Source organism: Streptomyces sp. 891-h (genome assembly GCF_022760275.1).
GTDB classification, from domain to species: Bacteria; Actinomycetota; Actinomycetes; order Streptomycetales; family Streptomycetaceae; genus Streptomyces; species Streptomyces spirodelae.
In genome coordinates this window covers 5,193,287-5,213,417 of the sequence record NZ_CP050693.1, presented here as the reverse complement: position 1 = coordinate 5,213,417, position 20,131 = coordinate 5,193,287, and the positions used below count along the sequence as shown (strand labels likewise).

Annotated in this window: 22 protein-coding genes; 11 read left to right on the top strand and 11 right to left on the bottom strand. The window is 70.4% G+C overall.

Annotated features, from left to right (window positions below; genetic code table 11):
* Positions 1–57 precede the first annotated feature (57 nt).
* Positions 58–1,017, bottom strand: coding sequence for an AraC family transcriptional regulator (locus tag HC362_RS22840; RefSeq protein ID WP_243088764.1), 960 nt, complete (start codon positions 1,015–1,017; stop codon positions 58–60).
* Positions 1,018–1,148: 131 nt separating this feature from the next.
* On the opposite strand from HC362_RS22840, the gene HC362_RS22835 reads away from it, so the two are divergent.
* Both HC362_RS22835 and HC362_RS22830 read left to right on the top strand, forming a co-directional pair.
* Entirely contained in the window at positions 1,149–2,036 is an 888-nt protein-coding gene (locus tag HC362_RS22835; RefSeq protein WP_243085855.1) for an NAD(P)H-binding protein, read from the top strand.
* A gap of 99 nt (positions 2,037–2,135) precedes the next feature.
* A complete protein-coding gene (locus HC362_RS22830) occupies positions 2,136–2,459 on the top strand; it encodes a cupin (protein WP_243085854.1) in 324 nt (107 codons plus the stop codon).
* A gap of 43 nt (positions 2,460–2,502) precedes the next feature.
* Here the strand turns inward: HC362_RS22830 and aroQ are convergent, their stop codons facing one another.
* A complete protein-coding gene (gene aroQ, locus HC362_RS22825; protein WP_243085853.1) occupies positions 2,503–3,012 on the bottom strand; it encodes a type II 3-dehydroquinate dehydratase in 510 nt (169 codons plus the stop codon).
* A gap of 126 nt (positions 3,013–3,138) precedes the next feature.
* Between aroQ and HC362_RS22820 the strand changes: the two genes are divergently transcribed.
* From HC362_RS22820 to trxA, 3 genes are all read left to right on the top strand, one after another.
* Positions 3,139–4,059 (top strand): oxidoreductase, encoded by a 921-nt coding sequence (locus tag HC362_RS22820; RefSeq protein WP_243085852.1) that lies wholly within the window; start codon positions 3,139–3,141, stop codon positions 4,057–4,059.
* A 136-nt stretch (positions 4,060–4,195) separates the two neighbouring features.
* On the top strand, positions 4,196–4,651 hold the full coding sequence (locus tag HC362_RS22815) for a MerR family transcriptional regulator (RefSeq protein ID WP_243085851.1): 456 nt from the start codon (positions 4,196–4,198) through the stop codon (positions 4,649–4,651).
* Positions 4,648–4,989, top strand: coding sequence for a thioredoxin (gene trxA / locus HC362_RS22810; protein WP_279240131.1), 342 nt, complete (start codon positions 4,648–4,650; stop codon positions 4,987–4,989). Before HC362_RS22815 ends, trxA begins: the two co-directional genes overlap by 4 nt.
* A 132-nt stretch (positions 4,990–5,121) precedes the next feature.
* On the opposite strand, the gene ppdK is transcribed toward trxA, so the two are convergent.
* The gene (ppdK, locus tag HC362_RS22805; RefSeq protein WP_243085850.1) at positions 5,122–7,908 is read right to left on the bottom strand and encodes a pyruvate, phosphate dikinase; all 2,787 of its coding nucleotides are present in this window, start codon (positions 7,906–7,908) and stop codon (positions 5,122–5,124) included.
* A 422-nt stretch (positions 7,909–8,330) separates the two neighbouring features.
* On the opposite strand from ppdK, the gene HC362_RS22800 reads away from it, so the two are divergent.
* Positions 8,331–8,774 carry a gamma-glutamylcyclotransferase family protein gene (locus HC362_RS22800; RefSeq protein WP_243085849.1) on the top strand — a complete coding sequence of 148 codons (444 nt, stop codon included), beginning with the start codon at positions 8,331–8,333 and terminating at the stop codon, positions 8,772–8,774.
* Between the two features lie 175 nt (positions 8,775–8,949).
* Here the strand turns inward: HC362_RS22800 and dusB are convergent, their stop codons facing one another.
* Both dusB and HC362_RS22790 read right to left on the bottom strand, forming a co-directional pair.
* A complete protein-coding gene (gene dusB, locus HC362_RS22795; RefSeq protein WP_243085848.1) occupies positions 8,950–10,098 on the bottom strand; it encodes a tRNA dihydrouridine synthase DusB in 1,149 nt (382 codons plus the stop codon).
* Between the two features lie 85 nt (positions 10,099–10,183).
* Positions 10,184–11,146 carry a helix-turn-helix transcriptional regulator gene (locus HC362_RS22790; protein WP_243085847.1) on the bottom strand — a complete coding sequence of 321 codons (963 nt, stop codon included), beginning with the start codon at positions 11,144–11,146 and terminating at the stop codon, positions 10,184–10,186.
* A gap of 101 nt (positions 11,147–11,247) precedes the next feature.
* Here HC362_RS22790 and HC362_RS22785 point away from each other — a divergent pair, with 101 nt between their 5' ends.
* Positions 11,248–12,726, top strand: coding sequence for an MFS transporter (locus tag HC362_RS22785; RefSeq protein ID WP_243085846.1), 1,479 nt, complete (start codon positions 11,248–11,250; stop codon positions 12,724–12,726).
* Between the two features lie 64 nt (positions 12,727–12,790).
* Here HC362_RS22785 and HC362_RS22780 read toward each other — a convergent pair whose 3' ends face one another.
* Both HC362_RS22780 and HC362_RS22775 read right to left on the bottom strand, forming a co-directional pair.
* Positions 12,791–13,876, bottom strand: coding sequence for a pyridoxal-phosphate dependent enzyme (locus HC362_RS22780; protein WP_243085845.1), 1,086 nt, complete (start codon positions 13,874–13,876; stop codon positions 12,791–12,793).
* Between the two features lie 11 nt (positions 13,877–13,887).
* Positions 13,888–14,313 carry an ATP-binding protein gene (locus tag HC362_RS22775; protein WP_243085844.1) on the bottom strand — a complete coding sequence of 142 codons (426 nt, stop codon included), beginning with the start codon at positions 14,311–14,313 and terminating at the stop codon, positions 13,888–13,890.
* A gap of 210 nt (positions 14,314–14,523) precedes the next feature.
* Here HC362_RS22775 and HC362_RS22770 point away from each other — a divergent pair, with 210 nt between their 5' ends.
* From HC362_RS22770 to HC362_RS22760, 3 genes are all read left to right on the top strand, one after another.
* Positions 14,524–15,399, top strand: coding sequence for a helix-turn-helix transcriptional regulator (locus tag HC362_RS22770; protein WP_243085843.1), 876 nt, complete (start codon positions 14,524–14,526; stop codon positions 15,397–15,399).
* A complete protein-coding gene (locus tag HC362_RS22765; protein ID WP_243085842.1) occupies positions 15,396–15,605 on the top strand; it encodes a DUF397 domain-containing protein in 210 nt (69 codons plus the stop codon). Before HC362_RS22770 ends, HC362_RS22765 begins: the two co-directional genes overlap by 4 nt.
* Before the next feature lie 71 nt (positions 15,606–15,676).
* Positions 15,677–16,237, top strand: coding sequence for a hypothetical protein (locus HC362_RS22760; protein ID WP_243085841.1), 561 nt, complete (start codon positions 15,677–15,679; stop codon positions 16,235–16,237).
* Between the two features lie 59 nt (positions 16,238–16,296).
* Here HC362_RS22760 and HC362_RS22755 read toward each other — a convergent pair whose 3' ends face one another.
* Genes HC362_RS22755 through HC362_RS22745 form a run of 3 tightly spaced genes read right to left on the bottom strand, consistent with a single transcriptional unit; the run spans position 16,297 to position 18,705 of the window.
* Complete coding sequence (locus HC362_RS22755; protein ID WP_243085840.1) at positions 16,297–17,088, bottom strand: ABC transporter permease; 792 nt, start codon at positions 17,086–17,088, stop codon at positions 16,297–16,299.
* Positions 17,085–18,026 carry an ATP-binding cassette domain-containing protein gene (locus HC362_RS22750; RefSeq protein WP_243085839.1) on the bottom strand — a complete coding sequence of 314 codons (942 nt, stop codon included), beginning with the start codon at positions 18,024–18,026 and terminating at the stop codon, positions 17,085–17,087. Before HC362_RS22750 ends, HC362_RS22755 begins: the two co-directional genes overlap by 4 nt.
* 10 nt (positions 18,027–18,036) lie before the next feature.
* Entirely contained in the window at positions 18,037–18,705 is a 669-nt protein-coding gene (locus HC362_RS22745) for a DUF4097 family beta strand repeat-containing protein (RefSeq protein WP_243085838.1), read from the bottom strand.
* Positions 18,706–18,929: 224 nt separating this feature from the next.
* Here HC362_RS22745 and HC362_RS22740 point away from each other — a divergent pair, with 224 nt between their 5' ends.
* Positions 18,930–19,685, top strand: coding sequence for a helix-turn-helix domain-containing protein (locus HC362_RS22740; RefSeq protein ID WP_243085837.1), 756 nt, complete (start codon positions 18,930–18,932; stop codon positions 19,683–19,685).
* Positions 19,686–19,725: 40 nt separating this feature from the next.
* Here the strand turns inward: HC362_RS22740 and HC362_RS22735 are convergent, their stop codons facing one another.
* Entirely contained in the window at positions 19,726–20,079 is a 354-nt protein-coding gene (locus tag HC362_RS22735) for a hypothetical protein (RefSeq protein WP_243085836.1), read from the bottom strand.
* Between the last annotated feature and the right edge of the window lie 52 nt (positions 20,080–20,131).

Sequence of the window (20,131 nt, the reverse complement as noted above, 5' to 3'; positions counted from 1 at the left end):
GCAGCCGGGGAGGCTCAGCGCCGACGGAGCCGGAGGGTTCAGCGGGAGCCGAAGGGTTCAGCGCCGCGGAGTGAGCCCCGCCAGATACGCCGTCGGGCTGACCCCGCGCAGCCGTTTGAAGGCGGTGCTCAGCGCGAAGCCGTCCGCGTAGCCGACCCGGCGGGCGACGGCCCCGACTGTCGCGTCCGGTTCGCGCAGCAGCCGTGCCGCCAGGTCGATGCGCCAGTGCGCGAGATAGGTCATGGGCGGTTCGCCGACCAGTTCGGTGAAGCGGCGGGCGAGGCCGGCCCGGGACACGCCTGCCTTGGCGGCGAGCGCCGCGACCGTCCAGGCGTGTCCGGGCTGCTCGTGCAGCAACCGCAGCGCCACTCCGACCACCGGGTCGCTCTGCGCGCGGTACCAGGCGGGAGCCCGCGCCTCGGGGCGCGCGAACCAGGCGCGCAGCACGGAGACCAGCAACAGGTCCAGCAGCCGGTCGAGCACCATCTGCTGGCCCGGGGTGTCCTTGACGACCTGGGCGGCCACCAGCTCGATCAGCTCGGCCTCCCATTCGTCCTTCCGCAGCACCAGTACGTGCGGCAGCGCGTCCAGCAGCCGTGCGCTGAGGTCCCCGTGCAGCTGATAGTTGCCGCTCAGCAGCGCGACGGGATCGTCCAGGCTGCGGCCCCAGGTGCGCACCCCCAGTGCGAGCTCCTCGCACATGTCGGTCCCGTCCGGGGTGGTGCAGCAGTCACCCGGCTGGATCAGCAGTCCTGGTTCGGTCGCCGGGCCGTCGGCGAGAACGTATGGCGCCGGCCCGCGCAGCACCACCACATCGCCCGGCGCGATCCGGACCGGCTCCGGCGCCTCGGAGTGCCGCACCCAGCCTTCGCCGCGCAGCATGGACGCCACGGACAGCGGGGTCCCGTCCTGGACCCGCACGCCCCACGGCGGCGCCAGCACCGCCCGGTGGAAGAGTCCGCCACGCGCCCGCGCCCCGCTCAGCACGTCGGTGAGCGCCTCGGTGAGTCCGTCGATCTGCTGCGCCTGTCGCGCGCTGTCCCCGTTTGCCGTCACGAGCGCCGTCACAACAGCAGCTTAGACGCGCGGACATGGAACCGAGCCGCTGAGCGATGTCCGATCGCGGCCGGACGGCGTTGGCTTGGACCATGACACAGCACATGACGCAGCACGCGACGCAGCACGCGACAGTGGAGGCAGCAGAGCAGCAGAGTGCGACGGCTCCGGTCCTCGTCCTGTGCGGCACCGGCAAGAACGGCAGCAGGGTGGTGGACCGGCTGCGCGAGCGCGGCCACCCGGTGCGGGTGGGCTCCCGCTCCGGCAGGCCGCCGTTCGACTGGGAGTCCCCCGACACCTGGGACCCGGCGCTGGAGGGAGTGGGCGCCGTCTTCCTCGTCTGCCAGCCCGATGTGGGTGCCCCGGGGACCGCGCGGATGGTGCGCGCTTTCGCGGAGCGCGCCGTGAAGGCCGGGGTGCGGCGCCTGGTGCTGCTCTCGGCACGCGGTGAGGACCTGGCGCTGGAAACCGAAGAGGCGGTCAGGGAAGCGGGCACGGAGTGGACGATCCTGCGCGCCGGCTGGTTCTTCCAGAACTTCACCGAGGGTGTCTTCCGGCCGTACGTCATGGCAGGCGAACTCCCCTTCCCGGCGGGCGACGTGCGAGAGCCGTTCATCGACGCCGACGACATCGCCGAGGTGGCCGTGGAGGCGCTGACCGGGGACGGACACCACGGGCGCGTCCACGATCTGACAGGGCCGCGGCTGCTCAGCTTCGGTGAGGCCGTTGCCGAGCTGGCGGCGGCCGGCGGGCCGACGGTGCGCTATGTGCCGCTCCCGCCCGGGGAGTACGCCGAGTGGCTGGCCGGGCAGGGCTTCGAACCGGAGCTGGTGGCCTTCTTGAGCGAGCTGTTCGCGCAGCTCATGGACGGACGCAACGCGGTGGTCTCCGACGGCGTGCGCGAGGTGCTGGGCCGGCAGGGCCGGGATTTCGCCGACTTCGCCCGGGAGGCGGCAGCCGAGGGCGTCTGGCGGGACTGACCGTCGGACCGGCCGGGCGACGGAACCCGCGGAGGGAATCCGCGGGCGTACCGCGGGTCGCCCGGTTGCATCGTGTGGCATGCGGGGCACGATGGACGCATGGATGATGTGACCGCCCTGGCAGCCGAGCATCTGGCGCTGGCAAGGAAAGACCCGCACGGCCGCAGCGCGTATCTCTTCCTGCACGACGGACCGCTGCGGCAGTCCGTCATCGCACTGACGGAGGGTGCGTCCCTGGAAGAGCACAACACGCCTCCCGCGGCGAGCGTCCATGTCCTCCAGGGCTCCATCCGGCTCACCGAGGGCACCGCCGACCAGGACGTCGGTGCGGGGCAGATCCAGCGGGTCCCGCATCTGCGGCACGGAGTGCTCGCGCTGGAGGACTCCGTGTTCATCCTGACGGCCGTCACGGGCACGGACTGACCCGCCCGCCGGTCTGCGGCCGACCGCTGGGCCGGTCGGCCGGTCAGGCGTTCTCTTGCGCGGCGCTCCACTCCGCGATGCGGTGCAGTACCGAACGCAGCGCCAGCTCGTAGCCGAAGACGCCGTGTCCGGAGACCATCCCCTGGCACACGGGAGCGGTCACCGAGGTGTGCCGGAAGGGCTCACGGGCGTGCACATTGGAGATGTGCACCTCCACGCACGGAATGCCGAGCCCGGCGACGGCCTCCAGTGCGTCCCGCAGCGCGTAGCTGTAGTGCGCGTAGGCGCCGGGGTTGAAGACGATGCCGTTGTCGCCGCCGCGGGTGGCGTGGATCAGGTCGATGAGCGCTCCCTCGCTGTTGCTCTGGGCGCAGCGGACCTCGGCGCCCAGCTCCAGGCCGAGCGCCGTGGTGCGCTCCTCGACGTCCCGCAGGGTAGTACGGCCGTAGGTGGCCTGGTCGCGCTCGCCGAGCAGGTTGAGGTTGGGACCGTGCAGCAGCAGCACCCGCGGCCGTGTGGAGCCAGGTGCAGCGGAGGGAGGGTTCGCGTTCATGGGTGCAGCCTAGAGCCCCCCGGGTGGCGGCTTCCCGGTCGCGGTGCGTCCGGCCTCGACCGTCCGGAGGCGTACCGCTAGCCTCCTCGGACGAGGGGGCCGTCAAGGCGAGGAGCAGGGCGAGCGATGGGCTGGACAGCGCGGAACATCCCGGACCAGAGCGGCCGTACGGCGGTCGTGACCGGCGCGAACAGCGGGCTCGGTCTCGTCACGGCCCGGGAGCTGGCACGCCGCGGCGCCCGTGTCGTACTGGCCTGCCGGGACGAGGAGCGCGGCAGCCGCGCGCGGGACGCGCTCGTCGAGGAGCTGCCGGAAGCGGGGCCGCGCACCGAGCTGCGCAGGCTCGACCTGGGCGATCTGGCGTCGGTGCGGGCCTTCGCCAAAGAGCTGCCGGACGACCGGGTGGACCTGCTGATCAACAACGCGGGCGTGATGGCCCTGCCGTACGGCAGGACGGCAGACGATTTCGAGCGCCAGTTCGGCATCAACCATCTGGGGCACTTCGCCCTCACCGGGCTGCTGCTGGACCGGTTGATGGCCGCCCGCGCCCCACGCGTCGTCACTGTCTCCAGCTTCGCCCATGTGCTGGCCAACGTCGACATCGCGGACCTCAACAGTGAGCACTCCTACCGGCGCTGGGTCGCCTATGCCCGTTCCAAGACCGCCAATCTGCTCTTCACCCACGAGTTGGCCCGCCTCCTGGCCGACACCCCGCTGATCGCGGCGGCCGCGCATCCCGGCTACGCCGCGACAAACCTCCAGACAGCGGGGGCGCGGCTGGAGGGCCGCAGGGCCGTGGAACGCGTGATGGCGCTGGGCAACCGGCTCGTCGCCCAGTCCGCGGACGCGGGCGCGTTGCCGATCCTCTACGCCGCGACGGCGCCCAGGGTGGCACCGGACTCCTTCACGGGGCCGCGTGTGCTGGGCTGGCGGGGCGCGCCTGTGCCGTCCTGGCGGGCGCCGTGGACGCTCAGCGATGTGGCCGCCGAACGGCTGTGGGCGGCCTCTGAGCAGCTGACCGGGGTCACCTACGCGGTGCCCTCATAGGGATGCTTCTCCTCCACTGCTGCGTTGAGGTCTGTTGCGTTGACGTCCGCGTCAACCCATAGCGTGCCGAGCACCGTACGAGAGCACGGCGGACACGGCGGACCAAGGCGGCGGAGCACGCGGAAAGGAGGACCGTATGCGCATCGGGGAGCTGGCAAAGCGCGCCGGTACGACCACGCGCACCCTGCGCTATTACGAGTCGCGGGGTCTGCTGACCGTGTCGCGGGACGCGCACGGGTACCGCACGTTCGACGAGGACGACCTGCGAGTGCTGCGGCAGATCAGGACCCTGCGCGAGAACGGCTTCGAGCTGGAGGAGACCCGGCCGTTCGTGGAGTGCCTGCGCGCCGGGCACCCGGCGGGCGACTCCTGCCCCGACTCGCTGGAGGTCTACCGCCGCAAGCTCGCCGAGCTGGACGCGTGCATGGCCGATCTGCGCTCCGTACGGGACGAGGTCGCGGCGCGGCTGGCCCGCGCCGAGGTCGAGGCTGCCGCGGGCTTGCCGCACGGCCCCGAACCGCGGTGCGAGCTGAGCCTCCCCGGCCCGTCGCCGGACACGCCACAGGGACACCAGGGAGACGAAGGCTCATGAGCGCAACAACCGCACACCTGCGGGAAGTCACAGACGCGACGTTCGCCGAGGAGGTGCTGCGCTCCGACATCCCCGTGCTGGTCGACTTCACCGCCGACTGGTGTCCGCCGTGCCGGATGGTGGCGCCTGTGCTGGCGCAGATCGCCGAGGAGCGTGCGGACACGCTGAAGGTCGTCTCCCTCGATGTGGACCGGAACCCTGAGACGCAGGCCGCGTACAGCGTTCTGTCGATGCCGACGCTTGTTCTGTTCCGTGGTGGGGAGCCCGACCGGTCCGTCGTGGGCGCCCAGCCCAAGCGGCGCCTGGTCGAACAGCTGGGCCTGGACGAGGTGCACTGACGCGAGGGCGTACCCCGGCATCGGTCCGTCCGAAACAATGGAGGCGGCACCCCCGCACGGGTGCCGCCTCCTGGTCCGGGCCGTTCCGCGGTGAGGGTAGGTGCGGAAGGGGAGCCCGGCGGTTGAAATGGCTTACTCGGAAACGCGCTGCTGCGCCGCCGCGCGGCCCGCCTCCAGGCGGGCCACCGGGATGCGGAACGGGGAGCAGGACACGTAGTCGAGACCCACCTCGTGGAAGAAGTGCACCGACTCCGGGTCACCGCCGTGCTCGCCGCAGACACCGAGCTTGAGGTCGGGCCGGGTCGCCCGGCCCGCCTCCGCGGCGCTGCGCACCAGTGAGCCGACACCGTCCTTGTCGATGGTCTCGAACGGGGAGACGCCGAAGATGCCCTTCTCCAGGTAGGCCGTGAAGAAGCTGGCCTCCACGTCGTCGCGGCTGAAGGCCCACACGGTCTGCGTGAGGTCGTTGGTGCCGAAGGAGAAGAAGTCGGCGCACTCGGCGATCTGTCCGGCGGTGAGCGCCGCGCGGGGCAGCTCGATCATGGTGCCGAGGCTGAGCCCGAGCTCGACGTTGTGCTCCCGCTCGATCTCGGCGATGACCTGCTCGGCCTCCTCGCGGACGAGCTCGAGCTCCTGCACGGTGCCCACCAGCGGAATCATGATCTCGGCACGCGGGTCGCCGCCGGCGGCCTTGCGCTCGGCGGACGCCTCGGCGATGGCGCGGATCTGCATGGTGAACAGGCCGGGGATGACGAGTCCGAGCCGGACGCCGCGCAGGCCCAGCATGGGGTTCTGCTCGTGCAGCCGGTGCACGGCCTGGAGGAGCCGCAGGTCGTTCTCGTTGGCATCCTTGCGGGACTCGGCCAGCGCGACCCGTACCGACAGCTCGGTGATGTCGGGCAGGAACTCGTGCAGCGGTGGGTCCAGCAGCCGCACCGTCACCGGGAGTCCGTCCATCGACTCGAACAGCTCGATGAAGTCGCCCTTCTGCAGCGGCAGCAGCGCGCCCAGCGCCTGCTCGCGCTCGTCCTCGGTGTCGGCGAGGATCAGCCGCTCGACCAGCTCGCGCCGCTCTCCGAGGAACATGTGCTCGGTGCGGCACAGGCCGATGCCCTGGGCACCGAACCTGCGGGCGCGCGCGGCGTCCTCGGCGTTGTCGGCGTTGGCGCGTACGCGCAGCCTGCGTACCCGGTCGGCGTAGGCCATGATCCGGTGGACGGCCTTGACCAGCTCGTCGGCGTCGTCGGCGCCCGCGTGCATCCGGCCCTCGAAGTATTCGACCACCGGGGAGGGCACGACCGGCACCTCGCCTGCGTAGACCTTGCCGGTGGAGCCGTCGATGGAGACGACGTCGCCCTCCTCGACGACCCGTCCGTCCTGGGTCTTGAGGCAGCGCCGTTTGGTGTCGACCTCCAGCTCCTCGGCGCCGCACACACAGGTCTTGCCCATGCCGCGCGCCACGACGGCCGCGTGGGAGGTCTTGCCGCCGCGCGAGGTGAGGATGCCCTCGGCGGCGAGCATGCCGTCCAGGTCGTCGGGGTTGGTCTCGCGGCGGATGAGGATGACCTTCTCGCCTGAGCGGGACCACTTGATGGCGGTGTAGGAGTCGAAGACGGCCTTGCCGACGGCGGCGCCCGGCGAGGCGGCGATGCCCCAGCCGATCTGGTCGGCGTCCTTGAGGCCGCCGTTGGAGTCGAAGCGGGGGAACATCAGCTGGGCGAGCTGGGTGCCGTTGACCCGCTGCAGCGCCTCGGCCTCGTCGATCAGGCCCTGGTCGACGAGCTGGGTGGCGATCCGGAAGGCGGCGGCCGCCGTGCGCTTGCCGACGCGGGTCTGGAGCATCCACAGCTTGCCGCGCTCGATGGTGAACTCGATGTCGCACAGATCCCGGTAGTGGTTCTCCAGGGTCTCCATGATCTGCATCAGCTGGTCGTACGACGCCTTGTCCAGCTGTTCGAGGTCGGCGAGCGGCACGGTGTTGCGGATACCGGCGACGACGTCCTCGCCCTGGGCGTTCTGCAGGTAGTCGCCGTAGACGCCCTGCTGGCCGCTGGCCGGGTCGCGGGTGAAGGCGACGCCGGTGCCCGAGTCGGGGCCGAGGTTGCCGAAGACCATCGAGCAGATGTTCACGGCGGTGCCCAGGTCGTGCGGGATGCGCTCCTGGCGCCGGTAGAGGCGGGCGCGGTTGCCGTTCCACGAGTCGAAGACCGCGCGCACGGCCAGGTCCATCTGCTCGCGCGGGTCCTGCGGGAAGTCGCGGCCGGTCTCCTCGGAGACGATGGCCTTGAACTTGCCGACCAGTTCCTTGAGGTCGTCGGCGGTCAGGTCCACGTCGGTGACGGCGCCGCGCGCGCTCTTGGTCGCGTCCAGCGTCTCGGCGAACCGCTCGCCGTCGATGCCGAGCACGGTGTCGCCGAACATCTGGATGAGGCGGCGGTAGGAGTCCCAGGCGAAGCGCTCGTCGCCGGACTGGGCCGCGAGCCCGTGCACGGACTCGTCGGAGAGCCCGATGTTGAGGACGGTGTCCATCATTCCGGGCATCGAGAACTTGGCGCCGGAGCGTACGGAGACCAGCAGCGGGTCGTCGGCCTGGCCGAGCTTCTTGCCCATGCGCTGCTCCAGCGCGGCCAGGTGCTCGCTCACCTGGTCCCGGAGCGCGGCGGGGGCCTCGCCGGACTCCAGGTACGCCTTGCAGGCTTCGGTGGTGATGGTGAAGCCCGGGGGGACGGGCAGACCGAGGTTGGTCATCTCGGCGAGGTTGGCTCCCTTCCCGCCGAGGAGGTCCTTGAGGTCCTTGTTGCCCTCACTGAAGTCATAGACGAACTTCCGCTGCTGCGCCTGCTGCTGGGGCTGCTGCTGCGACGCGCCTACTGCGGACTCTGCGTCCGCGGACTCTGTGTTCTTCGTGTGAACCGGCACCGGACTCGGCTCCTCGTGGTCGGCTGCCCTGACGGCGGGGAGCGTACCCAGATCAAAGGCTTGCGAGTACGTCCAACGGCACGTCACACGGCTGTAACCACCCGTCTGCCGAGAGATCGAAAGTGCGGGGCCGTTCGGGGTGATTGGGCATACCATTCAAGACTCGAACGGATGGTGACGGTACGCCATCTGGACTGCGGGCTTCCCTCACTGAGGGTAGTGAATTCTTCGATTCGGAAACCAAGGCTCGGTAAAACCCCGACCCGCTCCTTGGAGATCTACAGCTCACATTTGAGCGCTCATTTGAGCGCACCCCTGATCAAGGTGGCGCGAATCACTGCGCTGAACGGGTGAACGTCTCACAATGCGGACGAGCGCTGGGCGGCGGAAACAGGGGTGGCGGGCCGCAGTAGATTGCCTGGATGACCGAGCCGACGATCCGTCTCTCCGCCGTCGATCCCACGGCCGACGCCCTCTTCGTCTACGGCACTCTTCGCTTCGGCCGCATCCTCGCCGCTCTGCTCGGCCGGGTGCCCTCCACGGCTCCGGCCGGCGCCGCCGGCTGGCGCGCGGCGGCGCTCACGCGCCGGCCCTATCCCGGGCTCGTCCCGGCGCCGGGGCAGACCGCGTCCGGGCTGTTGCTGAGTGGGCTGAGCGCCCGTGAATGGCGGGTGCTGGACGACTTCGAGGATGACGAGTACGAGCTGGTGCCGCTGATGGTGGAGAGCGGCACCGGGGGATCTCCGGGGACGGTCTGGTCATACATTTGGGCGGCCCCGGACGAGGTCCTCCCGGGGAACTGGGAGGCGGACAGTTTCGCGGAGCGGCAGTTGGACCGGTACGCCGCACGGCTGGAGGGGTTCTGAGCCTGGCACCCCGCATGGGGCGCTGCGCTTGCCAGCCCTGCGCCTCTGGCGCAGACCTCCCAAGCACAGCGGGAGACGCGCCCCGTCAGGGGCGCGGGGAACTGCGCGACAAGCCACATCCAACCCGCAGACCGCGACGGGCAGGAAGGGGCAGCCCCTCACCGGAGGGGGCGGCTCAACCGCCGGAGGTGTCCAGTTCGGCGTCCGCGTCGACGCCCGTGCCGCACTCGTACGGGTCGTTCAGCCAGCCGTCGGGCAGCACGACCTTGTTGCGGGAGTGGGTCCGGCCGCGCGGACCATCCGCGCCTTCCGGCCACTCCTGGGACAGATCCAGCTCGTCGAGGAGCGCGCGCAGCTCCGCCAGCGAACCGGCGACGGCCAGCCGCTTGCGCATCTCGGAGCCGACCGAGAAGCCCTTGGTGTACCAGGCGACATGCTTGCGGAAGTCGATGACGCCGCGCCCCTCGTCCCCCAGCCACTCCCCCAGCAGCCGCGCGTGCCGCACCATGACGTCGGCGACCTCGGCCAGCGTGGGCCGCGCGTACGCCTGCGTGCCGTCCCCTGCCAGCGCGGCCACCAGATCGGCGAACAGCCAGGGCCGGCCCAGGCAGCCGCGGCCGACCACGACACCGTCGCAGCCGGTCCGACGCATCATGCGTACCGCGTCGTCGGCCGACCAGATGTCGCCGTTGCCCAGTACGGGGATTTCCGGGACGGCCTCCTTGAGGCGTGCGATGGCGTCCCAGTCGGCGGTCCCACCGTAGTGCTGGGCCGCCGTGCGGCCGTGCAGCGCGATGGCGGTGATGCCCTCTTCGACGGCGATACGGCCGGCGTCCAGGTAGGTCAGGTGCTCGTCGTCGATGCCCTTGCGCATCTTCATCGTCACCGGGCGCCCGTCCGCGTTGCTGACGGCCTCGTGCAGGATGGCGCGCAGCAGCGGCCGCTTGTAGGGCAGCGCCGAGCCGCCGCCCTTGCGGGTGACCTTGGGGACGGGGCAGCCGAAGTTGAGGTCGATGTGGTCGGCCAGGTCCTCGTCGGCGATCATCCGCACCGCCTTGCCGACGGTCACCGGGTCGACGCCGTAGAGCTGGATGGAGCGCGGCTTCTCGCTCGCGTCGAAGTGCACGAGCTGCATCGTCTTCTCGTTGCGTTCCACCAGCGCCCGGGTGGTGATCATCTCGCTGACGAACAGCCCACGGCCGCCGGAGAACTCCCGGCACAGCGTCCGGAACGGAGCGTTGGTGATCCCAGCCATCGGCGCCAGCACCACGGGCGGCTGGACGGTGTGCTCTCCGATGTGCAGCGGCTGAGTCGGCTGGCTCATACGGCGGCGGTTCCTCGGGCTCGGTCGGTCTGCGGGACAGCTCCCCATTGTCCCCCATCCGGGTCCGTGCCCCGCCGCCGTGGGCTCAGCTGACGGCCTCGCCCTCCTCGATCACCTCCAGCAGGCGCTCGACCCCCGCCTGGGTCTCCTCGTCCTGCGGTACGTACGTGCCCAGGCGCGCGCCCTCGGCCGGGCCGAGCCACAGCCCGTGGTACGTGAAGGACAGCATGCCGACGTGCGCGTTGCGGAAGCGCTTGGTCTGGTCGACAGCGCGCGCCACCTCGTGCCGCTCCCACAGCTCGCGGAACTCCGGCGAGGACCGCTCCATCCGGTTGAGCAGCGCCTTCCAGGCGGGCTCGGCCAGGTGCTCGGCCATCCGGGAGCGGAAGCGGGCCGCCATCAGCCGGATCGTCTCCTGCCGGTCCGGCATGGCGGCAGCCCAGTCGGGGTCGGTGAAGGCCAGCCACATGCAATTGCGGTCCTCGGGTGGATGCGCGTCCAGGTCGCCGAGCAGCCGACCGTAGACGCGGTTGTAGGCCAGGATGTCGTAGCGCGCGTTCTGCACACAGGCCGGGAACGGTTCGAGCTGGGTGAGCACCTTGCGGATGCCGGGCGGCAGCACCGTCGTCTCGGCCGCGGGCGTCGGGTCGGCCGTGCCCGCGAGCGCGAACAGATGGGCGCGCTCGCTGGTGTCCAGCATCAGCGCCCGCGAGAGGGAGTCCAGCACCTGCGCCGAGACCTGGATGTCCCGGGCCTGCTCCAGCCACGTGTACCAGGTCACACCGACTGACGAGAGGTGCGCCACCTCCTCGCGGCGCAGCCCCGGCGTACGGCGGCGCGGGCCGCGCGGCAGGCCCACCTGCTCGGGCTTGATCCGTTCACGCCTGCTGCGCAGGAACGCCGCGAGGAGCTCGCGGCGCACGCTGTCGGCGGGTGCGGACGCCTCCGCTGCGGACGCCTCCTCTGCGGATGCGGACGCCTCCCCTTCGGAAGCCTTCGCTGCGGAGGGGGACGCCTTCGCTGCGCGGCGGCCGGTGGTGACGCTCATGACACCAGGATGAGGCAGAGCGCGTCCTGGTTCCAGGTAGTCGTCATACCAGGATGAGGACCGTCTGGTACCACGTTGACGATCGTCCGAGGCTCGTGGTCATGAGTCACGAAGCCACCACCACGACCGCGCGGCCCGGGCCCGGCGGCGGGCAGGCCGCACCCCCGGCGGGCGCGGGGAGGGCGCCCCGGACCTCCGCCGCACTCCGCCCCCTCGGGCTGTTCACGCTGCTGCTGGGCGCCGCGCTGCCCATGATCGACTTCTTTGTCGTCAATGTCGCCTTCCCCAGCATCGAAGCCGACCTCCACGCCTCCCCCGCCGCGCTGGAGATGGTCGTCGCCAGTTACGCCGTCGCCTACGCCTCGCTGCTCGTGCTGGGCGGACGGCTGGGCGACACCTTCGGACGGCGGCGGCTCTTCAGCTGGGGCGTCGCCGCCTTCGGCCTCACCTCCCTCGCCTGCGGGTTCGCGCCCGGAGTGTGGTGGCTGATCGCCGCGCGGATGGCGCAGGGCGCGGCCTCCGCGATGCTGTTCCCGCAGGTGCTCGCCACCATCCACGCCACGAGCGAGGGGCGGGTACGGGCCCGCGCCATCGGCCTGTTCGGCTCGGTCGGCGGGATATCCGTCGTCACTGGGCAGGTGCTGGGCGGCGTACTGGTCGCCGCCGACCTGGCGGGCACCGGCTGGCGGGCGATCTTCCTGATCAACGTCCCGGTGGTGCTGGTCGCACTGGCGCTGGGCGTCCGTACGGTGCCCGACAGCCGCTCGGAAGCGCCCGCGCAGGGTGACGTTGCCGGAACCGTGCTGCTGGCGTGCGGACTGGGCGCGCTGCTGCTGCCGTTGACGGAGGGCCGTGCGGCGGGCTGGCCCTGGTGGGCGGTCGCGCTGCTGGTCGCCGCTGCCGTGCTGGCGTACGCCTTCTTCGCCGTCGAACGCCGGGAGGAGCGGGCGGGCCGCAGCCCGCTGCTGCCGCCCTCGCTGCTGCGCGAGAGCGGCGTACAGCGCGGACTGCTCGCCGGAGCGCCGATCTTTCTGGGCTTCAGCAGCTTCATGTTCGAAAGCGCACTGCTGCTGCAGCAGGGGCTGCGCTACGGAGCGCTGAAAGCGGGCCTCACCCTGGTGCCGATGGGGCTGGCTCAGTTCGCCGCCTCCGTACGGGCACCCAAGCTGACCGAACGGCTCGACGCGGGGCGGGTGCTAACGCTCAGCGCGGTGGCGCAGGGTGCGGGACTGGGGGCGCTGTTGATCGCCGTCTGCGCGCAGTGGCCCGGCCTGCCGCCGGTCGCGCTGGCGCCGGGGCTGGCGCTGTGCGGCGTGGGGCAGGGGCTGCAACTGCCCACCTATTTCCGCATCCTGCTCTCCGGCGTTCCCGCCGACCGCGCCGGTGCGGGCAGCGGCCTCGCCGCCACGGCCCAGCAGTCCGGGCTCGCCCTGGGCGTCGCCACCCTGGGCTCCCTCTTCCTCGCCCTGATACCGCACTTCGGCATGCGGGAAGCGCTGGGCGCGGTACTGGCGGTGCACGGCTGCGGACTGCTGGCGCTGGTGGCAGTGGGCTTGCGGATGCCGCGCACGGTGGGGTGAGGGCGCCCTGGTCGGACCTCTGTTGTTTTTCGTCACCGGCTCAGGGGGTGATGAAAAAAACTGGTCACCAGGTGCCTGTGCGGGCGAAGCGTTCCAGGTCGGCCTCGTAGGGTGCGGGGTCGAGGCCCCGGGCGCGTACCCACTCCGCGCTGCAGTACGTGTCCCGGTACGACTCGGCACCGTCACCGAGAACGAGGACGACGCTGCCCCGCTTCCCGGCTTCGCGCATCCGGCCCACCAGGTGGCACACCCCCCACAGGGCGGTCCCGGTTGCCGGTCCGGCATCGATGCCCGCCGAGTGCAGACGGCGCATCGCCGCGATCGAGGCGGCGTCCGGCACCGGGATCACCAGGTCGATCACCGACGGCAGGAAACCCGGCTCGGTGCGCGGACGGCCGATGCCGGGAATCCGGGACGGCATCCCCGTGGCGTAGTCGTCGCAGCCGCTCGCCCAGGCGGGGAAGTACGCGGAGTTCTCCGGGTCCACCACGGCCAGCCGACTGGAGCGGCCGTGGTACCGCAGATGACGTCCGATCGTCGCCGAGGTGGCGCCGGTTCCGGCCCCGGTCACGATCCACTCCGGCACCGGGTGCGGCTCGCCCCGCAGCTGGTGGAAGATCTCGTCCGCGATCGTCGCCTCCCCCCAGCCGGCCACCGCCCGTTCGGCGTCGGCGAAGTGGTCGAGCAGGTGGCCGCCACAGCTCTCGGCCAGCTCGCGGGCCTCCTGCTGCACCGCGGCGGGCGGCCGCTCCCCGACCTGCCACTGCCCACCCGCGGCCTCGATCCGCTCCAGGAGACGCGCCGGGGTCTTCGCCGGTACGACGGCGGTGAACGGCAGCCCCAGCAGCTCCGCGAACCGGGCTCCTGCCGCGGCGACCGCTCCGCCCGTCGCCGCGAACACCGGCGTGCCCTCCCTGATCCGCCCGCCGGTGAGCGCCTCTCCGAACATGGCACGTACCAGGCGGTACTTCAGGCTGCCGGTGGGCAGCGCGGATTCGTCCTTGAGATAGACGTCGACGCCCTCGAAGCATTTGAAGCCTTCAGAAGGGGCCAGGCGCCGCAGCGGGGTGAGGGCTTCACGCGGGCCGGCGTCTTCCTCTATGCGCCGGATCGCGTCCGCGGCCCAGACTTGCGGGTGAGTCTCGCCCATGGCGCCGGACATTACCCTGGAGACCGCCGCGTTCGGGCGTCGCCGGGTGCCGCGAGGTGCACCCACACCGTTTTGCCGACCCCCGTGCGAGGGCGTACGCCCCACGCCTGTGAGAGGGCGTCGACCAGGAGTAACCCGCGGCCCGAGACCTCTTCCGGGTCCGGCTTGCGCAGCTCCGGCATCTCCCACTGGAACGAGTCGGAGACCTCCAGCATGAGGACGCCGTCCCGGCGGCGGAGTAGGAGTTCGAAGTAGTCGCCGATTCCCCATGCGGCGTGGGTGACGACGTTGGTCGCCAACTCACTTGTGATGAGCACCGCGTCGTCGCTCACCTGTCCGAGCTTCCACTCTCTGAGTACCAGCCGCACATGTTCCCGCGCCTTCGGCACGGACGCCTTGCTGATGCGGAACCTTGCGATGTTCGTACGCCCGGACATGGGGCCTCCCCGGGGGCGGGTGAGCAGATGGAAGTCGCTCACTCTTGGCGTCTTTGCGGACACACTGAGTGAGGCAAATCACGCTACGGCTAAGCGGAGCGCTTGGCAAGTCATCTACATGGCAAACTTGCCAGAGAGTCTGCGCCTCAAACTGCTGTCCCACTCAGCCAGTTGATGTGCAGACTTGGGGAAGCAAGAAGGGGAGGACCCATGCCCTCGGACCGGAAGCCCACGATGCGCGGCAGGCGGCTCGGCTCCGCGCTGCGGCGATACCGACTGGCCGCGAAGCTCGATCAGGAGCACGCGGCCAAAGCGCTGGGCTGCTCGACGGCAAAGATAAGCCGCATCGAGTCCGGAGCGAACTGCGCCCGCGTCCCGGAAGTCCGCTACCTGCTGGACCTCTACGAGGTGGACGACGAGACGACGCGCTCACAGCTTGAGCGGCTTGCCCGAAGCGCCACAAAGCGCGGCTGGTGGGTCAACCAACCGGTACCGGTGCCGGACAAGCTGGGCGACTACCTCGCGCTGGAATCCGACGCCACGTTCATCCGTACGTGGCAGACCGCATTGGTGCCGGGGCTGTTGCAGACGAAGGCGTACACGAGGGCGCTGCTTGCAACGAACCCTGCGCTCGGGGGCGAGCCGGGCATCGAGCGCGTCGTCGCAATCCGTCAGGAACGGAGGAAGCAATTCCTCGCCTCCGGCGCCCGTCTGGCGGCCGTGATCTGGGAGCCAGCGCTGACTTCTTCCATGCCCAGCGCGGAGACTCACCGGGCTCAACTGCACGACTTGCTGTGGCTCCAGCAGCAGCCGCTGGTCAGCCTTCAAGTGCTACCGCTCAGCGAGTGGTCGGCAGCGGCGAGTTCGCCTCCTTTCGCCATGCTGTCCTTCGACGGGGAATGGGCACCTTCTGCAGTCGTCCAGGACACCCATCAGGAGAGCGTCGTGCTGGAGGACGACAACCTGACGACTCCCTACGCACACGCCTTCGACGCTCTGCGTTCAGCTGCGCTGACCAGCGAACAGACCCGGGACTTCATCCAGAGGCTCATCACCGACATTCCCGAAGAAGAGGAACCCAAGTGAACAGCAGGACCGCCGTCAGCCGCTTCCGCAAGTCGTCCTACTCAGGCGCCGGTGAGGCCAGCGAGTGCGTGGAGGTTGCCTGCACCGCTGACGGCGGACGCGCGGTCCGAGACAGCAAGGACCCCGCGCGGGGGACGGCGTACTTCGGGGCGGGGGCGTGGCGGGAGTTCGTGAACGGCCTCGCGGGGCGCCCCCTACCGCAGTAGGGGCCCCAGCGGAGCGCATTGGCTCCGTGGTAGCTCGTACAGCACGAGGGCCGCGCCATAGTTTCGCTGCCATGAACGCTTCCCGGAATGCCACAGCGCCCGCACCCTCCTCCATGCCGTCCCGCGGGGCAGGGTTCGGCCGGCGGATGGGAGAGGCCCTCACCCTCTTCCCGGCCGGCCTGTTCGCCCTCGTCATGGCGCTCGGCGGACAGGCCGCCCCGGCCCGGCGGACGCTGCGGGCCGGAGCTGGGGCAGGGGCGGGGGCGGGGAGGGTGCGGGTCATGGCGTACGCCTTCCTCACCGTGCTGCTCGGCGTCCTGGCGCTGATCGTGGCGGGCGTGCTCGCCATGGGCACCGCGCGTGGGCTGTTCTACGGCTTCGTGGACAGCGGCCCGTACGACCACTCCTGGGGCGGGCCCAGCAAGGCCGGGGCGTGGCTCGCGCACTTCGCGGTGAGTCTGCCGGTCACCGCCGTGTCGATCGGGCTGCTGTACGGCCTCACCGCCCTGCACCGGCGGCTGACAGCGCCGCTGCGTGGCGAGCGCAGACCGGCGTGGGTGTTGCCGATCGTGCTGCTGAGCTGTGTGGGTGCCTCGTTGTTCGTGGTCGCGTTCTCGCACCAGTTGCACTGAGGCATGGCAGAACCCCCCTTCCGGCCGGCGCTTCGCCAGTGACGTAAGAGGGGCTGCCGTTACTTGGGGTCGCGATTGAACTGTGCGGTGGACCAGAGGTAACCGAGGAGGGTGAGGCCGACGGTCCAGGCGATTGCCAGCCAGGCATTGTTGCCGATCTCCGTGCCCAGCAGGAGGCCGCGCAGGGTTTCGATGGCGGGGGTGAAGGGCTGGTACTCCGCGATCGGCTGGAACCAGCCCGGCATCGCCTCCAGCGGGACGAAAGCGCTGGAGATCAGCGGGAGGATGATCAGCGGCGTGGCGTTGTTGCTGGCCGCCTCCGCGTTCGGGGCGCCCATGCCCATACCCACCGCGATCCAGGTGAAGGCCAGCGCGACCAGTGCGATCAGGCCGAACGCCGCCAGCCACTCCAGCGCTGTGGCATCCGTGGAGCGGAAGCCGATGGCCACCGCGACCGCGCCGACGACGATGACGCTGAGGACCGACTGCAGCACGCTGCCGACCACATGCCCGATCAGGACGGAGGGGCGGTGGATGGCCATGGTGCGGAAGCGGGCGATGATCCCCTCCGTCATGTCGTTGGAGACCGAGACCGCCGTGCCCACCACCGTGCTGCCGATGGTCATCAGGAGAAGCCCCGGCACCAGGTAGGCGATGTACGCGGAGCGGTCGGGACCGCCGCCGTCGATGCCGGCGCTCATCGTGTCACCGAAGACGTACACAAAGAGCAGGAGCAACATGATCGGGGTCAGTAGCAGGTTCAGCGTGAGGGAGGGGTAGCGGCGCGCGTGCAGGAGGTTGCGGCGCAGCATGGTGGTCGAGTCGCGTACGGCGAGGGACAGGGTGCTCATCGGGTGGTCTCCTTGGGCCGGGTGGTGGTCAGGGCGAAGAACACGTCGTCCAGGTCGGGGGTGTGCACCGTCAGCTCGTCCGCCTCGATACCGGCCGAGTCCAGCCAGTCCAGGAGAGAGCGCAACTCGCGCTGACTGCCGTCGCAGGGGATCTGGAGGGTGAGGGCGTCGTCGTCTCGGGTGGTCTCCCGAAGGGCGGAGGCGGCGGACTGATAGGCGGCCGGGTCCGTGAAGCGGAGGCGGATGTGGCCGCCGGGAATGAGGCGCTTGAGCTCCTCCGCACTCCCCTCCGCAGCAATCTTTCCGTCGCTCAGGACCGCGATCCGGTCGGCGAGTTCATCGGCCTCCTCCAGGTACTGCGTGGTGAGGAAGACGGTGACCCCGCCGGAGACCAGCTCGCGGATGATCTGCCACATGTTGTGACGGGAACGCGGGTCCAAGCCCGTGGTCGGCTCGTCCAGGAAGATGATCCGGGGGCTGCCGACCAGCGTCATCGCGATGTCCAAGCGGCGCTTCATACCCCCGGAGTAGGTGGAGGCGGGCTTCCTCGCCGCCTCCACCAGGTCGAACTGCTCCAGGAGTTCGGCGGCGACACGCCGTCCCTCCTGACGCGGGAGGTGGTGCAAGTCCGCCATCAGCCACATGTTCTCCTCGCCGGTGATCAAACCGTCCACGGCGGAGAACTGACCGGTGACGCCTATCGCACCACGCACCCCCTGCGCCTCACCGGCTATGTCGTGACCCGCGACCCGTGCCTGCCCGCCATCAGCGGCGATCAGCGTGGAGAGGATCTTCACCGCCGTGGTCTTACCCGCACCGTTCGGGCCGAGCAGCGAGAAGACCGTTCCTTCGGGGACGGTCAGATCGATGCCGTCCAGTACCACCTTGTCGCCGTAGGACTTGCGCAGGCCGTTCGCCGTGATGGCGGGGTTCGTCATGGTGTGCTCCTCAGAGGCTGTGGGCGGCGATGTTGCCGTAGGCGGTGGTGGCGTGGATGTTCAGAGCGGCGGCGCCGTCGGTGTTCTTGAGGGCGTTGTGGATCCGGCCGTAACCGGTGCCGGCATCCAGGGAGGCGGAGACTCCGGCAGCGGCGTTGACGGTGACGTCGCCCATCTGGGTGTTCAGCACGACCTCGCCGCGCACGGCTTCGCTGATGCGGAGGTCGCCCTTTGCGGTGCTGATCTCCGCGGGGCCGGTCAGGCGGCCGACCGAGACGTCACCGCCGGAAGTGGTGGAGCGGACCGACGCGGCCTCGTCGATCTTGATCCCGCCCTGTGCGCCCTCGAAGGTGACGTCGCCGAACCGTCCGACGCCCCGGAGTTCGGCGTAGGAGGACTTCATCGCGAGCTGGGAACCGGCGGGCAGCTGGACCGTGACCTCGATGGCCCCGGAGGCGCCGAAGTACTGGTTCTTCGCGGCCGGGGCGTGAATCCGCAGGACGCCGTCGCCGTAGGCGACCTCGGTCTGTTCCGCCGCCTTCACATCGCGGCTCTTGGAGGGGTTCGCGGGCAGGACCTCGACGGTGGTGTCGGCACGGTCGGCGGCGATGAACTGCACGCGCCCGGCGGGGAGGTCCAGGTCGACGGAGACCGGGGCGGGGGTGTCGAACTTCTGCATCGTGCTCTCCTCTTGCGCTCGTCGTTTCTGACATCGAAAACGCTACGTTGCCTTTCCAGGCTCGGCAACGACTCTGTTGCACTCAATCAGTGAATCTGCAGTTCAAGAGAGTTATATCGTTGCAACAGGTCAGCGCGCAATGCAACGAGCACACCTCATTCGTTGCATTGGCTTGAGGGTGAACGCTAAGGTGAAGCAACCAGAAAGCACGGAGGGAGATCGCGGTGCCGGGAGGCAGACTCACCCAGCAGGAACGCCAGAAGATCGCGCTGGGCCTGGCCGACGGGCTCGCGTACGCGGAGATCGGCAGACGTCTCGATCGCCCCACCTCGACCATCACGCGGGAGGTGATGCGCAACGGCGGTCCCACCGCCTACCGCGCCGACCTGGCACACCGCGCCACCGAACGCCGCGCCCACCGGCGCAGGCCGGCCGCCCCCCGAGGGGCCGCGCAGGTGCCCGAACAAGCCCACGGGCGCGACGCCGAGGTCGTGCGCGAGTACGAGGAGGGGTTCACCACCCTCCTGATGAAGCAGGGCGTGCCCAAGATGATGGCCCGGGTGCTGACCTGTCTGCTCACCACGGACGCGGGCAGCCTCACCGCGTCCGAACTCGTGCAGCGCCTCCAGGTCAGCCCGGCGTCCGTCTCCAAGGCGGTCGCGTTTCTCGAAGAGCAGGGCCTCATCCGCCGGGAACGCGACGAACGCCGCCGCGAGCGCTATCTCGTGGACGACGACGTCTGGTATCGGTCGATGGTCGCCGCTGCCGAGGGCACCACCCAGCTCGCCCAGACGGCACGGCAGGGCGTCGGCATCCTCGGCCGCGGCACTCCGGCCGCCGCCCGGCTGGAGAACATCGCCCGCTTCATGGACTTCGTCGGGGAGAGCATCAGCCGCGCCGCCGAACAAGGCCGCGAGATCCTGCACACGAGACCAGAGGCGGACTCGGAGGGCGCTGCTGGGCGGGGGCCGGCCGGATGACGGAAAGAGCGCGGAGGCAAGGGGCCGGGGCGGGCCGCTGCTACTCCTCGCCCTGGGACCAGGCGGCCACCGGTAGGGAGAGGTAGACGCCGAAGTCGTCCAGGCCGGTGGCCTCGGCGATGCTCTCGTGGAGCTGGTCCACGCGCTCCTGCCGGTTGGCGGCTCTGCTCTCGAACCACTTGGAGCGGATCTCGATCACCACGTCCAGGCCGCAGCGGTCGAAGGGGCCGAGTGGGCGGAACCGGAGCTCCACATCGCCGGGTTGCAGATCGCCGTCGTAGGGCTCCTCGGGGCACTCCACGGCGACGGAGACGAGGTGCGGGAGGACCGAGCCGAGCTCACGGAGCGTCGCATCCGGGACGTCGGGCGCATAGGTGACTTCGACGAGCGGCATCGGTTCGATTCACTCCTGAGCGGGCGCTGTTCGGACCCGTCGGCGACAGTGG